The sequence below is a fragment of the bacterium genome (assembly GCA_041648665.1).
Taxonomy (GTDB): Bacteria; UBA10199; UBA10199; order 2-02-FULL-44-16; family JAAZCA01; genus JAFGMW01.
This window is the reverse complement of record JBAZOP010000071.1, coordinates 1-14,684: the sequence shown is the minus strand read 5'-3', so window position 1 is coordinate 14,684 and position 14,684 is coordinate 1. Positions and strand designations below refer to the sequence as shown.

Sequence of the window (14,684 nt, the reverse complement as noted above, 5' to 3'; positions counted from 1 at the left end):
ACGCTGCGGCCCGTCTCTCGCACCTCCATGAGATCCATCACGTACGGCGTGTAGAGTTTCGCTATCTCGGCTGCGCGTTTTGCATCGGCCGCTGAAAATACGGTTCCCTCTAGCGCAATCCTGTCCCTCACAGTCCTCACCGTTACACCAGGAACGCCCAGCTCGTCGCGGATCGCCTGTTCCACCTTGCCAAGCACGTCGCTCGTGATCCTCACGCTGCTGCGCACGCGGGGATCGGCCCTGGACATCGCCTCTATGCTCCTGAAGTCGTCCGGGTCTGCGATCGCGCCTCCGATCTCCACCTTGCCGTCGCGCAGCTCGACCGTTACACCCGAGAGGCTGCCCACGCCGCCCTGCACCTGTTCGAGCGCCTCTTTGAGCGTGGTCGTGACGACCCTTACCGAGTATTCGTCGCGCATCGTACCTGCGGAATCCCAGATCGTGAGCGTCGTCTGGCCGCCGCCGCGAGCGTTGAGGTATATGGATCTGCGATCCTGGGCCACGAGGTAGTCGCAGACGGCCGGATCCGCCACCGCCACGTCGCCTATCGCGTAGTCGAGAGAGATGGTCTCAGACTGGCCCTTGATCAGCGTCTTCTCTGATGAGGCCGATGCTAAGCCTGCGATCACCGTCACGATCGCCGCTGCGATCAGAGCGTATGCGGTTTTTTTCATGGCAATATCCTGTCTTTCATCTCGCGCCCCTGTACTCCTTGAAAGGTTTGCGCATGGGCGAAAGTCCTCCTGCTCCCTCAACTATGGTTGAGATCGTCGTGGGCGAGACTCCGCCATCCTGATCGGCATCGTCAGGAGGGCGTATCGCCAGGGCCAAGGCGCCGGCCTGCTGGGCAAACGCCAGCGCCTGCGCCTCTTCCAGGTTCACCGCGAGGGTGACGGATATCTCCCTTGCCCCCTGCCCCTGACCCATGGCGCCCGAAAAAATACCCTGTTTCGAATTCGTCTTCGAATCCTCCAGCGGCGCCCCTGCAATGCTCTTCTCCACGGCCAGGACCCTCACACCCTTGACGATCGAAAGCGTGGTCATCTGCGACGAGGATCGGTCTCCCAGATCGAACGTCGCGAGCACGTCGATATGGTCCCCAGGGGAGACAAGCCCTGCTGCGGCGCCGGATCTTGGAACAGCGATTGAAAACGCCCGCATGCCGGCAGGCAGGAGCGAGGAGACGCCGCTGCCCTTGCCGGAGAAACGCGCGATCGCATGGTTGAGCTGCGTCCCCTTGGCGATAGAGACCATGGCGACCCTGCCGCTGGCCTCCTCCACGGAGCCGAGCGCGCCCGGCGTCACGAATCGGCGAGGGACATCCGCCGCTGCTACGTTCTCCTCGTCGATGGCGAGGCCTGCGCCTATGTCCTGCGAAGCAACGACCACATGAACCGGCTCCGCGATCCGAAGCATCTCCGCCTCTCGGCGCGACAGATAGCCTGAGGCCAGCAGCGCGGCGGACAGCCCTGCGAACAGCGCGACGGCGGCGGGCCTCTTTTCCAGCAAACCTTTAATGCGAACAAACAGGCTCTGCGACAACTCTCACCTCCTGCGGCACAGCCGCGTATCTCACGAACGGACCGACCCCTATCGCCAGCGGCCCTCCGCCTGATGAAAAAGATAGCTCTGGCATCTCTTCGAGGCACGGCCTGTGAAACCCGGACCAACTGTTCGCCGCGTCCCACGCGCGCACCGCGCGGGCGGCCCTGGCATCAGCGCCGGCCACGTCCGCCACCGCATGCGAGAAGAGTTGGGAAAGCTGCAACGCGACGACGATGAACAGCGCCGCTATCGGCGCCATCGCCATGACCTCAACTGATGCTGATCCTCGATCATTATCCATGCAGACGACCCGGTTTAATTATGAATCTCAGTTGTCGAATCCCTCTACGCCAATCGCCCAGAGCGGAATCAACGACGCCCTGTAGAGCGCATCCGTCCCCTCCTCCGTTTCCCATCCTTCAGCCGAATCGAGGTCTTCCGATTCCTTCTGCGCGAAATCTTCGAGCGAACCTCCGAAGGCGCCGGCCGCAGAGGAGGCGAACACCTCGACGCCTTCGCCCATGAAGGTATTTGCGGTCAGCGGCTCGACCCACGCGCTGGCAAAGACCCCTATCGCCGCCCCGCCGGCGCCTTCCTTGATCATATATTTCAGCGCCTCGTAACTCCCGCCGTCCACGTCTTCCGGGTCCAGATAGAGATCGCCCGTTATGTGGCTGTAGCCCAACTCGCTCCACTGCTGCTCAGGGTCCTGTGAATCGTCGATCTCAATGTCGCCGGAGATGGAGACGCCTGCGGATGCGGAGGGATAGTTCGACGCGAGCGTAGATCTTGCGGCGGCTTCAGACGCATCCTGCATATCCCCGAGCACTCCGCCCATCTCGTCGATCGCCCTGCCCCTCTCCGCTTCGTATTTTTCTATGCGCTGCCTTGCCGCCTGTTCGTCCTGCTGGCTGTCGGAGGCAAAATCGCTCTCCAAATCTCTGAAGGCCTTGTAGATTCGCCAGTTAGATTTCGCGAGCCTGTTCATCGAATCGGCCTGCGACGCGGCCCCTGCATACGCGGCCCTGTCCGTCGCCGTCTGCAACCTGGCGCGCGCGACCGAGATGCGGCCGATCTCGACTATGACGATCAGGGCAGCGACCATGAGCGGAAGCGCCGCGACCATCAGGACGGTCACAGAACCTTGGGGGCGATTCATTCCGGCCATCCGCATGCCTCGTACCCTCCATCGGATCTGCAATAAGGCGAAGGCGTATCGCCTCCCCGGAGCTGCGCGTCGTGCAAACCCTCAGGCAGGGCCGGCGTCACGGGACTCGCCCTCATGAACCAGGAGGTGTTCATGGGGCCGCTTGTCAGCGCCGCGTTGGGGGAGGCATGGAGCTCGAAAATTCCTTCGAGCTCGTTGGACGTCCTCATGCCGCCGGCCTCTGCCGTTATTTGAAATGAATTCGACCCGAATATCGCGGGATCAAGCGACGCGTAGAGCTCGTCATCGACGAAGTCGTCCTGGAAGACCGCAGCGACCCTGGCCCCGCGCATCGCCGACGCCTGCGCCACGACCCCTCGCACGCCCGACAAGGCCATCCCCAGCACTGTGATTATGATCCCGGCTGAGATCGGCAGCATCAAAACAAATTCAGAGGCCACCTGCCCACTGATCCCGCCGCGCACCTTTGCGATCGCGCTCATGTCATTGCCCCGGATTCGACATCTGCTGGTTGGTCACGAGCCACCCCGAGACGTTCTGTGCGAGGGTCGCCACCGCCTGATTGAACGCAGGAATGAAATGGCTGGCTGCGGAGACCAGCCCAAGCACCACCACGGCCAGGATCAGCATGTACTCGGTAGCCGACTGCCCGCCCTTTCCCCTCAAGAATCCAAAACGCATATCAGCCCTCCTCTCTCATTGACGAGACATTGGCATTGCAGGGGACGTGCCAAACAGGCACTCGCTGAAAATCAGCGAGTTAGCGCATTCGGAGGGGGCAGGCATGCAGCGATTCGCAGCAGGGGTGCACAGAAACAGGGCACCCGGTAAACCCGGGGAATTCCCGGTTGTGCTTTCAAGAAGGATTGGGATATATGTTTCCATCAACATCCCTATGGAGGCACTGTGACCCACACTGCAAAGCTCTCGTGGAAGTTCCCGAAGGAATTCTGGACAGCGAACGTAATCGAGTTGTTCGAGAGGTGCGCGTATTATGCGATGTTCATAGCGCTCACACTCTATCTCACGAATCGCGTGGGGTTCACCGACGTCGAGACCGGCTTCGTGGTCGCGTTCTTCGCCGCCTTTTTGTATTTCATGCCTGCCCTGCTCGGCGCGCTTGCCGATCGGACAGGTTTTCGCGCGGCCCTGATCCTTTCGTTCGCTTTCCTGACCTGCGGCTATGCGTTGCTGGGCGCATCCCAGCTAAAATCCACGGCCATCATATCGCTTGCGCTCATCATGCTGGGCGGCGCGGGGATCAAGCCCATCATCACCGGCACCGTCGCCAAGTGCTCCGACGACGCGCACCGCGCCCGGGCATTTTCAATTTTTTATCAGATGGTCAACATCGGCTCGTTCGCGGGGAAGTCGATGGCAAAGCCGCTCCGCACAGAGTTCGGGCTCGAATACATCAATTACTTTGCCGCTGCGATGGCCCTCGTGGGCCTGATAATAACCTTCTTTTTATACAAGAGCCCGCGCATCGTGAGCACGCCAAAACCGGTCAAAGAGATATTCAATGGGATGAAGCGGGTTATCAAAAATTTCAGATTCATGGCCCTCATTTTGATCGTGGCGGGTTTTTGGATTATCCAGGGCCAGCTCTATGCCACGATGCCCAAATACACGATCCGCCTCATCGGCGAGCATGCATCGCCCGAGTGGCTTGCAAACATAAACCCGCTGATCGTCGTCCTCTGCGTCATACCGATAACTCACCTGGTGAGACGGCTTCGGCCGGTCGGATCGATCGCGATTGCGATGTTTCTCATCCCGATATCCGCATTGACGATCGCGCTGTCGCCCCTGCTTCAAAATGCCTTCGGAACCTCTATCGATATCGGAATCGCCGTGATGCACCCGATCACGATCATGATGATATTAGGGATCTCGCTGCAGGGACTGGCCGAGTGCTTTTTGTCTCCGCGCTTCTACGAGTACGCCTCCAAACAGGCCCCGAAAAATGAGGAGGGTCTGTACATGGGGTATTCCTATCTCACCACATTTTTTGCATGGCTCGTCGGGTTCATCATGTCAGGGTATCTGCTGGAGGCATTCTGCCCCGACCCAAAGACGATTGCGCCGGGTCAGACGGCTGCCGCCTACGCCCATGCGCACTACATATGGTACGTGTTTGCCGCCATCGGTTTCGCGGCCTTTCTATTTCTCTTGATCTTCAAGTCGGTGACGGATCGCATGGACAGGCGCCGCCACATCAGGGAAATACCGCCCAAAGCAGAGCCTGTGCCGTTCATAGAAGAAGAATGAGTTCCGGAACTCCTCGACAACTCGTTTCATATCCTTATAATCACGCCCCATGGAGACGTTCAGCTGGTCTGTCCTCATAGGCGGCGTCGCCTTCTTCTTCCTTGGGCTCAAGCGCGCCCGCAAGGGCCTGGAGGTCCTGGCGGGCGACAGGCTGCGCGCCGCCATGGGCCACGTAGCCGGAAACCGCATAGCAGCCCTGATCTTCGGCGCCTTCGTAACCATAGTGCTGCAGAGTTCGGGCGCCACCTCGGCCATGCTGGTCTCGTTCACCGAGACCGGGCTGCTCAACCTCTTTCAGGCGAGCGCCGTCCTCCTGGGCGCCGACATCGGCACCACGTTGGTGGTGGTGCTGCTCTCGATCAAGGAGATCACCGATCTGGCGCTCCTCATCGTAGCGCTCGGCGTGGCGGTGCAAGCGTTCGGCCGCAGCCGCAAGATGCGCGACGCAGGCGCCATAGTGCTGGGCTTCGGCCTCATATTCTACGGCATGCACCTCATGACCCTGGCCGCCGGCCCGCTCAAGGGAAGCGAGGCCGCACTCAAAGTCTTCGCGTATCTCTCGGCGCATCCGCTGGCCACGCTCATCGGCTCATCGATACTCGCCGGCGCAGTGCACTCCGCGGGCATGATAGGGATCGCGATCGCGCTGGCGTTCGCGGGCACGATCACGTTCGAGGCCTCGATCCCCATCGTGCTCGGCGCCAACGTCGGCTCCTGCGTCACAGCGGTGCTCGCTTCGCTCGGCGGAGGAACCGCGGGGCGCAGGGTGGCGCTGGCCCACACGCTGACCAAGATCATCGGTGTGGCGATCGTCTTCCCGTTCATCCCGCACCTGGCGGCGCTCACCGACAGGGCGGACCTGTTCGTATCCGGCGTCTTTCCGGAGTACGCAGCCGGCATCGCCTCCAAGATCGCGCTCACCCACATACTCTTCAACCTGGGGGTAGTCGCTCTTTTCATGCCGCTGCTCAAACCGCTGGTGAAAACAGTGGAGACTATCCTCCCGATGCCTCCTCCGAAGGAAGAGCCGTTCGGTCCGCTCTATCTGGACAAGTCGGCCCTGCAGACTCCGGCCATAGCCTTCGCCCAGGCGAAGCGCGAGATAATGAGGCTGGGCTCCATAGCACAGCAGCTGACTGCGGACTGCCTGCGCATGTTCAGCAAAGGCGAGGACATCCGGGAGATAATGGAGAGGATAGAGACGGAGGACGACAAGATAGACCTGCTCGAAAAGGCGATCAGATTCTATTTAGCGCAGGTCACCACGGAGCAGATCTCCGAGGAGCAATCCAAGACTCAGATAGCGCTCATCAGCATAGCAGCCGGCATGGAGGAGATAGGCGACATCATATCAAAGGAATTGGCCTCGCTGGCGCGAAAGAAGGCCCAGTGGCGCAGGCTCTTCTCCGATCAAGGGTGGCACGATCTCCGCAGCTTCCAGACCATGGTGATGGAGAACTTCAACTTCATGATGCTGGCGCTGGCGCAACCCCACGAAGAGATAGCCATGAAACTCCGCCGCCACGAGGAGCACATGAACGCGGTGGAGCAGGATCTCAGGCACGCGCACATAAGCAGGCTGCACAAGGGGCTGAAGGAGAGCTTCGACACAAGCTCCATCCACATGGACATACTGACGAACTTGAGGAGGATAAACTCGCGGATCACCCGAATAGCCGAACTGGCGTGCGAGGGTGCCTGAGAGTTGACTCACCGAAAAAAAAGACCCCGCATTGGCGGGGTCTTTTTTATTTCATGCTTTTCTCTTTTTTACAGGCTCTTCCTTGCCGCCTGCGCGCGCTTCTTCTGGCGCTCGATCTGGGCGATGGCCGCGTCCGCGCGGCCGACCTTGGCCTGAGCCATGCGCGCCCTGGAGAAGTTCTTGGCCTTGGCAGCGGTCTTCACCCTCTCGGTGCGCTCAGTGCGCGCCTTCTTCGAGCGCTCGATCTCGCGCTCGTAGCGCTTCTCGATGTTGTCGAGGTATTGCTTGGCGTGGGTCTTGAACGCGGACTCGAAGGCCTTCTTCCCCTCGGAGCTTGTGCGCTTCATCCCCTTCTCGCGATGCTCAGGGTGTTCCTTCAGGAAATCCAGCCAAGTGTACTTCTGATTCAGAGACATAACTCCCTCACCTTTCTTCTAGATATAACTGCCTGCCGGTAGGCAGGACGAGGGCGGGTGGATAGTCGATTTCCCCTTGAGAGTCAAGGAGTTATTGGTGTAAAGGTCTTAAATACCGCAATTTACGGCGTTTTCCGGCCAGCCTTGAGCAGCTTTCTGGCCTCGACCATCGCATCATTATATATATCAACCACAGGCCTCTTCGCCTTGCAGGCGAGGCGCTTTACGTCCTCGAACTCGGGCATGGCCTTGACGATGCGGCCGGATTCGTCGCGGCCGATCTTGAGGTTGAACCTGCCTGCCTTGATCTTCGATGTCCCAAGCTCCCTTGCCAGCATCTTTCTCTCCGCCGGCCAATAGCGCACGCCAAAGGTGGTGGTCTCATTAAGCACAGCGTCGATGACGCGTTCTTTCGCATCCCAGGGGGCGATGCAGGCGAGCCTGACCCCTGGGCGGTTCTTCTTCATCTGTATCGGCTGGAGCGTTACGTCCACGGCCCCTGCGGCGAACATCCTCCCCATGGCGTTCTCGAATAATTCGGGGTTCATGTCGTCGATGTCGGCCTCGATCGCTACGGCGCGGAAGCCATCGCCGATCATGAGCCGCAGGATGTTGGGCCGCCCCTTTATCTCGCGGTCGCCGTGACCCACGCCCACCCTGTCGATGCGCTGCAGGGGGCAGGCGCCGAAATGAGACGCCACCGCGGTGAGGATCGCAGCTCCGGTGGGCGTGACGAGCTCGCCTTTCACGTTCGTCTTCTCAAGCGGCACGCCGCGGATGAGTTCCAGCGTCGCAGGCGCAGGCACCGGGAGCTCTCCGTGCGCGCAGCGGACCGTGCCGCTCGACAGGGGAAGAGGCGAGCAGTGGATCTCGCCGAAGCCCATGTGCTCGAACGCGATCGCAGAACCAACTATGTCGACTATGGAATCCACCGCGCCGACCTCGTGGAAGTGGACGCGCTCTATCGTGGTTCCGTGCACCCTCGCCTCGGCCTCGGCCAGCCTCCTGAAGACATCCCTCGCCAGCTCCCTCGCGCCCTTCGAGATCCGGCTCGCCGCCACGGCGGCGTCTATGTCCGCGTAGTGGGCGTGATCCGGCTCCTCGATCGCAACGACTCGTAGGTCCGTGCCGGCGAAACCCTTCGCCCTCTTTCTCTCGATCCTGAAATCTCCGACCCCTAGTTTCGTAAGCTCCCTCGTGATCTTCGTGAGTGGGGCGCCTGCGTCCACGAGGGCGCCGAGTATCATGTCGCCTGATGCGCCGGAAAAACAATCGAAGTATGCTATGGACATCAGACCCTCTCGCCTTCCGGCTTGTCAGCCGCGCGCCACGCCTCGACCTCGATCACCGCCCTGTCCGTGGCCCTTGTCACCTTGTACTCATAGCGGCCGGATACAAAGGAATCCCCCGCCTTCGGTATCCTCCCGATCTCGTGTATGGCGAACCCCGCCACCGTCTGGTACGGCCCCGCCGGGATCTCGAGCTTGAGCCTGTCGTTCGCGTGGCCGACCTCTAGCCTCCCCGAAAGGATGTAGCGGAATCTGCCGACCCTGCTGTACAGGTGCGGCTCCTCGTCATGCTCGTCCCTGATCTCGCCCACGACCTCCTCGAGCAGGTCCTCGACCGTGACTATGCCGGTCGCCGCGCCGTACTCGTCGACCGCGACCGCCAGAGAAACCCCCCTTCGCTTCATCTCGATGAGCAGCTCGTCGAGCGGCATCTCCTCGGGCACGAAGTAGGCCTTGTGCATGAGCTCACGCACGCCCTTTTGCTCACCGCCGAAGAGCAGGTCCACGCCGGTCAGCACGCCCACGACGTTGAACGCGTCGCCGTCTATCACGGGCACGCGGGAGTATCCGTGGTGGTCCATCACCCCGCACGCCTCGTCGTGGGTCGCCTTGACCGGCACCGTGATCACGTCGACCAGGGGCGTCATGATTTGTTCCACTCGCTTGTCCGCCAGGTCAAAGAGTCTGGAGATCAGGGTGCGCTCCGCGGGGCGAACGTCGCTCGTGCCCGGGCCTCCCATCTCGATCATCAGCTCCAGCTCGTCGCGCGTGATGGGATGGCCGAACGCCGCGCGCTTCTTCACACCGCCGAGGAGAATATCCGTGAGCTTGGAGAAGATCCAGACCGCCGGGTACAGCGCGAAGGAGACGCCGAACAAAAGCGGCGCCACCCGCAGCACGATTCTGTCCGCATGGTGCTGATAGATGCTCTTGGGCACGATCTCGCCGAAGACCAGCGCGAAGGGCCAGTAGAGGATGGCCAACGGGGCGTAGGCCTCGCCGAAGCGATCGATTATGAAAAATGTTGAGACAACCGATGCGGTGATGGCGGACAGGTTGGTGCCCAGCAGCGTGGTGCTGAAGAATACGCCCGGCCTCTTGACCAGGTGCAGGGCCATGCGCGCCCTCTGCGAGCCGGCGTCGGTGGCGAGCGCGAGTTTGAACTTGTCCGCGCTCACCACCGCGATCTCGCTGCCGGAGAAAAACCCCTCGAGCAGCAGGCATATGAACAGAATGATTATTACAAACGCCACACTCATGATGTTTCACCGCCGGTCACCAGTCACCAGTCACGGTCTTTTTTATTCCTCTATCTCCCCGAACAGCTCATGCTGCACATCGTCCATAGTCACGAGACCTTTGAGCCCTCCGGCATCATCAGTCACGATGGCCATGTGCATCCTAGTCCTCTGGAATTCCCTGAGCAGCTCCTCCAGCGGCGTGGATGCAGCGACGCAGAGGGGATCCTTGAGGTAATCCTTGAGCTCAGGCGCCTCGCCGGCCTTGCGCCGCATGTTGAAGGTAAAGAGGTCGCGCACATGCAGAATTCCTATGATCCTCGACCTCTCGCCCTCGTAGAACGGCACCCTGCTCCATTGCGTGGAGGCCAGCTCATCCATGAGGCGCTCCGTGGGAAGGTCGACGGGCAGCGCGAAGATCGCCTCCACGCGGGTCATGATGTCGCCCGCCTTCTTGTCGGTGAACTCAAAGACGTTGTGTATGATCTCGCGCTCCTCCTCTTCGATCGCCCCCTCCTTGAGCCCCATGTCCACGAGCCTCCTGTACTCCTCCTCCATGATCATCGGCTCCGCACTGTCGACCGTGCCCCCGAAGAGCAGGACCATCTTCCTGGCGAACCAGGTGAGAACAGCGCGCAGCGGAGCGATGACCCTCGCGAAAGCGCTGATCGGAAACGCCACGAGCCACGCAGCCTGTTCGGCGTACCGCAGCGCTACGTTCTTGGGGGTGACCTCGCAGAAGACCATGACGATCGGAGTTATGACCGCGATCGCGACGATGGTCTGGCCCCTCATGCTCCCCTCCATCATCCTGCCGACGATGGCGGCGCCCACGATGGAGATGCATATGTTCGCCAACTCATTGCCGAACAGGATGGTGACGAGCGTCTGGCGAGGCGCCTTGAGCAAAGCGATGATCCTGGCCGCGGTCCTGGTGTCTACCTCGCGGAAGCGATGCACCTGAACCTTGGACAGGGAGAAGAGAGCCGTCTCGGAACCGGAAAAGAAGGCGGAGCAAAACATCAGGAAGAAAAAGACCGGGAGGAGATTCATGCCTGCCCCCGAAAATGATCGAAACCGATCGATGACAGGCCGAGCTCGCTGCCGTCCGCGAGCATGGCTCGCCTGGCCGACGGATCTTTCAGCATCTCGCCGATCCTCGTGACCCTCACGCCCGCCTTCCGCATCGCATCGCGCTCAAACTCGGCGATCTTGGCAGCGTCGACCGTGAATGCCAGCTCGTAGTCCTCGCCGCCGGAGAGGATGAAGCCCCAAAGACCGGAATCAACCTTCTCGGCAAACTCGCCGAACCGCGGACCGATCGGCACGCGATCCGCCTTTATCTCGAAGCCCGTACCGCTGGCGTCTGCGATGTGCCCGAGGTCGGCCATCAGCCCGTCGCTCACATCTATCATCGAAGTCAACGCGCCGCTTGCTGCGAGCGCCCGACCCGCCTCTACGCGCGGCACCGGATCGTTGTGCCTCTCCACGAACGGCTCCGCGCCCCTGTCCGTAATCCCGCGCCGCATTAGCGCGAGCCCCAACGCCGATCCGCCCAGTTCGCCCGTGACGTACAACGCATCGCCGGGGTGAGCCCCGCTTCGCATCACGGCGCAGCCGGAGGCGCACTCGCCCACGGCCGTTACCGAGATCATGAGCCTCTCTCTGCTCGACGAAGTGTCGCCGCCTATCAGGATCGCCCCGTGCTCGCCTGCCACATCGCGCATCCCCTTGTAGATGAGACCCGCCCCGTCCGCACCGATCGAACCCGGCAACGCGATGGAGGCAAGCCAGAATCTGGGCGCGCCGCCCATGGCCGCGATGTCGCTCAAATTGACGGAAAGCGCCTTGCGCCCCAGCGTAGCGAGATCGGTGAAGGCGAGATCGAAGTGCGTTCCCTCCAACAAAAGATCCGTGGTGACGAGCCACTGCCTTCCGGAAGGGCCCGATATGACGGCGCAGTCGTCGCCCACGCCCGCGGCAAGATCAGTCGCCGACCTGTCGACCCCGCGGGTCAGAAGCTCGATGAGTTCGAATTCCGTCATGGGATTGTTTATTTCACCGCCCTGATCTGTCCGCCGCTGACCGTGAGCAAAAACATCCTGCGCTGTGCGTCCCCGTTCCCGTCGAAGCTCGTGTTGCCGGCTACGCCTGGGAAGCCCTGAGTGCCGGACAGGGCGTCCTTCATGGACTCCCGGCCCGATGCGCCCTTCTCGTTGGCCGCGGCGTATATCATCCTCATCGTGTCGTAGCCGAGCGCCTCCAGCAGCGTGGCCTCGACCCCGTACGCGCCCCTTATGTTCGCGGCGAACGAAGAGGCCTCGCCATCGGGCGAGCCCTTGAAAAATGAGTCGACGAAGACCGCTCCCTCCACGTACTCGCCGCCCCTCTCCACGAGTTTCGGGTTGTTCCATCTCGGCACGCCGAGCAGCTGCACCTTCTTGTCGCCCGACAGCATGAGGACCTGCATGAGCGAGCCCACCACCCATGGGGAATCGGGTATGAAAACCGCATCGTACGCCGCAGAGGTGGAGAGATCCAGCGTGTTGCTGACGGCCATCGTCTCGACAGCCCCTCTGCCCCTCAGATCGTTGACGAACTGGAGCTGCCCCTGTTTGTACGAACGCGTGGATACGACCTTGCCGCCCATCTTCCCGGCCTGTTCGGAGAAGAGGACCCTGTACTCGCCGCCCATCTTGTTGTCGGGATAGATCACGAAGAAGCGCTTCCATCCGCGCGTGCCTATCGCGTAGTCGAGCAGCGTCCGCATCTCCGATTCCTGGGATGTCGAATTGCGGAACGTGTATTCTCCGATCTCGGCCACACCCTTGCGCTGCGAGACCGAGACTATGGGAATTTTCAGCTCCTGCGCGCGCTGGGCCGCAGCGAAGGCGTCGGCCGACTCCAACGGGCCGATTATGGCTATGACATCCCTGTCCTGTGCGATCTCATCGACCGCAGCTACGGCCCCGCCGGGGAGAGAAGCGGAGTCGCGCACGACCAGTCTGACGCCGCCGGGGCCTGTGCACGGCTGATAGAGCCCTATCGCGCACTCGATGCCGTGGAGCACGGAGCCGCCGTAGAGGGCATTTTTGCCCGAGAGCGGCAGTATCACCCCGACCGCGATCCCGGCACCCTCGCCGACCACGCCTCCCAGCTCGCCCATGAGGAGCTGCGCCGCCCCGAAGTACTCGTGTTTGGGATAGCTCGACGTGTATGATCTGAGCAGCTTCGCAGCGTACGCGGTGTTGCCCTCGCTGTGGTGGGCGAGCGCTTGTTTGTACATCGCATACCCGCCCGAGCGTTTTCCCTTCATCTCCTTCAGCGGCAGGATCTCCACCTGAGAGGAGGTGACCCCCTTGTCGGCCACCCACTTGCGCACGGCATCGAGCGCGTCGGCCTCCGACACCAGCCTCTCGCCCTCCACGCCCACTCCTTCGGCGGATGCGGCGCTGGAATAATCGTCCAGCAGCCACAGCTCCCAGACAACGTACTCGCCGAGCGGCCGCTTCAGCGCCTCAGATGCCCTGACGCCGAGCGAGTCGGCGCGCAGGAGCAAAACCCGGCTCGCCTGCCTTCGGTTTATCCCCCTCAGCTCCTTGAGCGCGGCGTCGTTCCTGCCGAGCCTGTGAAGCGAAAACGCGGCCTTGAAGCGCGCCTTCGGACCGACGAGAGGGGATTCTATCTGAGAATACGCGCTCCTGTACGCCTCGGCCGCAGCGGCATAGGCGCCCCTCATGAAGGTGATCTCGCCGCGGAGAAATCTGGATTCGTCGGTGAGCTGCGTGTATGGCTGGTCCGCTATGAATCTCGCGAACGCCGCATCGGCGTCCGACAGCCTCTGGCCGTCGTAGAGCGCCTTGGCCGCGTCGAACTCAGCCTGTGCAGGGGGGGTGATGGCGTTCGGGTACTTCGCCTTGCCTACGCCCCCGCCGCCGAAGGTAGCGCAGCCGGCTGCCAACGCGATGAGCGTGAGCGCCAAAATGATCTTTTTCATCTTTCCCCCCGCTATCGACTCGAAGGCTGCGCTTCAGCCTTGAGGCTCTTTCGCTACAGTGACCATCGCCGGCCGAAGCAGCCGGTCGAAGAGCGTGTATCCCTTCCTGTGCACGGCGATCACGCTGCCCGGTTCGCTCTCGCTCTCCACCGTGGCTATCGCCTCGTGGATCGCGGGATCAAATCGCTCGCCCTGAGCGCTCACCTCCGCAAGTCCGAATTTATCCAGGGTGGAGGCGAGCGAGCGGCGGGCGATCGTGACGCCTTCGGCGAAGTCAGCCACATCCTTCGACGCGTCGATCGGGATATGATCGAGCGCGCGATCCAGATCGTCCAGCGCGGGCAGTATCTCGGAGAGCAGCTTCTCGTTGGAGTACCTGGTCATCTCCTCGCGCTCGCGGGACATGCGCTTCTTGAAGTTGTCGAAGTCGGCCATGACGCGCAGGAGTTTGTCGTAGTGCTCCTTCGCCTCTTTCTCGGCCGAGAGTATCTGCGCCTCGATCTCGTCGCCCTGATTGACCTCTGCGGCCTGAGCCTCGGACTCCTCCTCGGCGTTCCTCTGATCGAAGCGTTCCGTCTTCTTGTGATCCAACGACTTCTTGCTCATCATGCTCTCCCTATGAGTCCAGCACGTCGCTCAATATCTTCGCGGTAAAATCGACTATCGGGACGACACGCGAATAGTCCATCCGCATCGGGCCGATCACCCCTATCGCGCCCACCACCTTGCCGTCCTTGAGATAAGGCGCGCCCACTATACCCACGGCGTCCACTCCGGCGATGTGCGCCTCGGAGCCGATGAAGATGCGCACCCCCTGGCCGTCGCGGCATCTCTCCAGGAGGCTCAGCATCGACCTCTTCTCCTCAAGCGCCTCCACTATCCTGCGAAAGTTCTCCGCCTGCGCGAACTCCGGCTCGGCCAGGAGCTGCATCTCCCCGTCGACCATGAGATCCGAGCTCGGTATCGCGGCGAGCAGCTCCTCGGAGAGCGACATGGCGTTCATGAGTATCCTGTCATAGTCCTCTCGGGTCGCGGCGAGCTCCCTCCGCGCCTTCTCG

General features: G+C 61.6%; 16 protein-coding genes. 2 read left to right on the top strand and 14 right to left on the bottom strand.

All coding sequences use genetic code 11. The features are described from left to right. The 6 genes from WC683_15635 to WC683_15610 all read right to left on the bottom strand — a co-directional run. Positions 1-674: pilus assembly protein N-terminal domain-containing protein (locus WC683_15635; protein MFA4974042.1), on the bottom strand; the 674-nt coding region annotated here is incomplete at its 3' end. Between the two features lie 16 nt (positions 675-690). Continuing rightward, positions 691-1,542: a Flp pilus assembly protein CpaB gene (cpaB, locus tag WC683_15630; protein MFA4974041.1), complete on the bottom strand. Its 852-nt coding sequence runs from the start codon at positions 1,540-1,542 to the stop codon at positions 691-693. Then, positions 1,514-1,846, bottom strand: a complete 333-nt coding sequence (locus WC683_15625) for a hypothetical protein (protein MFA4974040.1) — start codon at positions 1,844-1,846, stop codon at positions 1,514-1,516. Before WC683_15625 ends, cpaB begins: the two co-directional genes overlap by 29 nt. A gap of 27 nt (positions 1,847-1,873) precedes the next feature. After that, the gene (locus tag WC683_15620) at positions 1,874-2,704 is read right to left on the bottom strand and encodes a Tad domain-containing protein (GenBank protein MFA4974039.1); all 831 of its coding nucleotides are present in this window, start codon (positions 2,702-2,704) and stop codon (positions 1,874-1,876) included. After that, positions 2,701-3,195, bottom strand: coding sequence for a hypothetical protein (locus WC683_15615; GenBank protein ID MFA4974038.1), 495 nt, complete (start codon positions 3,193-3,195; stop codon positions 2,701-2,703). Before WC683_15615 ends, WC683_15620 begins: the two co-directional genes overlap by 4 nt. A gap of 1 nt (position 3,196) precedes the next feature. After that, a complete protein-coding gene (locus WC683_15610) occupies positions 3,197-3,394 on the bottom strand; it encodes a hypothetical protein (protein MFA4974037.1) in 198 nt (65 codons plus the stop codon). Positions 3,395-3,619: 225 nt separating this feature from the next. Here WC683_15610 and WC683_15605 point away from each other — a divergent pair, with 225 nt between their 5' ends. Both WC683_15605 and WC683_15600 read left to right on the top strand, forming a co-directional pair. Further along, positions 3,620-4,984: an MFS transporter gene (locus tag WC683_15605; GenBank protein MFA4974036.1), complete on the top strand. Its 1,365-nt coding sequence runs from the start codon at positions 3,620-3,622 to the stop codon at positions 4,982-4,984. A gap of 49 nt (positions 4,985-5,033) precedes the next feature. Then, positions 5,034-6,686 (top strand): Na/Pi cotransporter family protein, encoded by a 1,653-nt coding sequence (locus WC683_15600; protein MFA4974035.1) that lies wholly within the window; start codon positions 5,034-5,036, stop codon positions 6,684-6,686. A 68-nt stretch (positions 6,687-6,754) separates the two neighbouring features. Here WC683_15600 and WC683_15595 read toward each other — a convergent pair whose 3' ends face one another. The 8 genes from WC683_15595 to WC683_15560 form a co-directional block, all read right to left on the bottom strand. Then, entirely contained in the window at positions 6,755-7,102 is a 348-nt protein-coding gene (locus WC683_15595; GenBank protein ID MFA4974034.1) for a hypothetical protein, read from the bottom strand. 122 nt (positions 7,103-7,224) lie between these two features. Next, complete coding sequence (gene larC, locus WC683_15590) at positions 7,225-8,394, bottom strand: nickel pincer cofactor biosynthesis protein LarC (GenBank protein MFA4974033.1); 1,170 nt, start codon at positions 8,392-8,394, stop codon at positions 7,225-7,227. Then, the gene (locus tag WC683_15585; GenBank protein MFA4974032.1) at positions 8,394-9,650 is read right to left on the bottom strand and encodes a hemolysin family protein; all 1,257 of its coding nucleotides are present in this window, start codon (positions 9,648-9,650) and stop codon (positions 8,394-8,396) included. Before WC683_15585 ends, larC begins: the two co-directional genes overlap by 1 nt. Before the next feature lie 42 nt (positions 9,651-9,692). Beyond that, entirely contained in the window at positions 9,693-10,682 is a 990-nt protein-coding gene (locus WC683_15580; GenBank protein MFA4974031.1) for a hemolysin family protein, read from the bottom strand. Next, entirely contained in the window at positions 10,679-11,674 is a 996-nt protein-coding gene (gene thiL / locus WC683_15575) for a thiamine-phosphate kinase (protein ID MFA4974030.1), read from the bottom strand. Before thiL ends, WC683_15580 begins: the two co-directional genes overlap by 4 nt. A gap of 8 nt (positions 11,675-11,682) precedes the next feature. Then, entirely contained in the window at positions 11,683-13,626 is a 1,944-nt protein-coding gene (locus WC683_15570) for an ABC transporter substrate-binding protein (protein ID MFA4974029.1), read from the bottom strand. Positions 13,627-13,659: 33 nt separating this feature from the next. Continuing rightward, positions 13,660-14,232, bottom strand: coding sequence for a nucleotide exchange factor GrpE (gene grpE / locus WC683_15565; GenBank protein MFA4974028.1), 573 nt, complete (start codon positions 14,230-14,232; stop codon positions 13,660-13,662). A 10-nt stretch (positions 14,233-14,242) separates the two neighbouring features. Beyond that, positions 14,243-14,684: heat-inducible transcription repressor HrcA (locus tag WC683_15560; GenBank protein MFA4974027.1), on the bottom strand; the 442-nt coding region annotated here is incomplete at its 5' end.

Excerpts from the sequence above, each read along its gene's own strand:
- WC683_15570 (MFA4974029.1), bottom strand. The coding sequence starts at position 13,626 with ATGAAAAAGATCATTTTGGCGCTCACGCTCATCGCGTTGGCAGCCGGC.
- WC683_15595 (MFA4974034.1), bottom strand. The coding sequence starts at position 7,102 with ATGTCTCTGAATCAGAAGTACACTTGGCTGGATTTCCTGAAGGAACAC.
- grpE (MFA4974028.1), bottom strand. The coding sequence starts at position 14,232 with ATGAGCAAGAAGTCGTTGGATCACAAGAAGACGGAACGCTTCGATCAG.
- WC683_15600 (MFA4974035.1), top strand. The coding sequence starts at position 5,034 with ATGGAGACGTTCAGCTGGTCTGTCCTCATAGGCGGCGTCGCCTTCTTC.
- thiL (MFA4974030.1), bottom strand. The coding sequence starts at position 11,674 with ATGACGGAATTCGAACTCATCGAGCTTCTGACCCGCGGGGTCGACAGG.
- WC683_15580 (MFA4974031.1), bottom strand. The coding sequence starts at position 10,682 with ATGAATCTCCTCCCGGTCTTTTTCTTCCTGATGTTTTGCTCCGCCTTC.
- WC683_15610 (MFA4974037.1), bottom strand. The coding sequence starts at position 3,394 with ATGCGTTTTGGATTCTTGAGGGGAAAGGGCGGGCAGTCGGCTACCGAG.
- larC (MFA4974033.1), bottom strand. The coding sequence starts at position 8,394 with ATGTCCATAGCATACTTCGATTGTTTTTCCGGCGCATCAGGCGACATG.
- WC683_15615 (MFA4974038.1), bottom strand. The coding sequence starts at position 3,195 with ATGAGCGCGATCGCAAAGGTGCGCGGCGGGATCAGTGGGCAGGTGGCC.
- WC683_15625 (MFA4974040.1), bottom strand. The coding sequence starts at position 1,846 with ATGGATAATGATCGAGGATCAGCATCAGTTGAGGTCATGGCGATGGCG.
- WC683_15585 (MFA4974032.1), bottom strand. The coding sequence starts at position 9,650 with ATGAGTGTGGCGTTTGTAATAATCATTCTGTTCATATGCCTGCTGCTC.
- WC683_15620 (MFA4974039.1), bottom strand. The coding sequence starts at position 2,704 with ATGAATCGCCCCCAAGGTTCTGTGACCGTCCTGATGGTCGCGGCGCTT.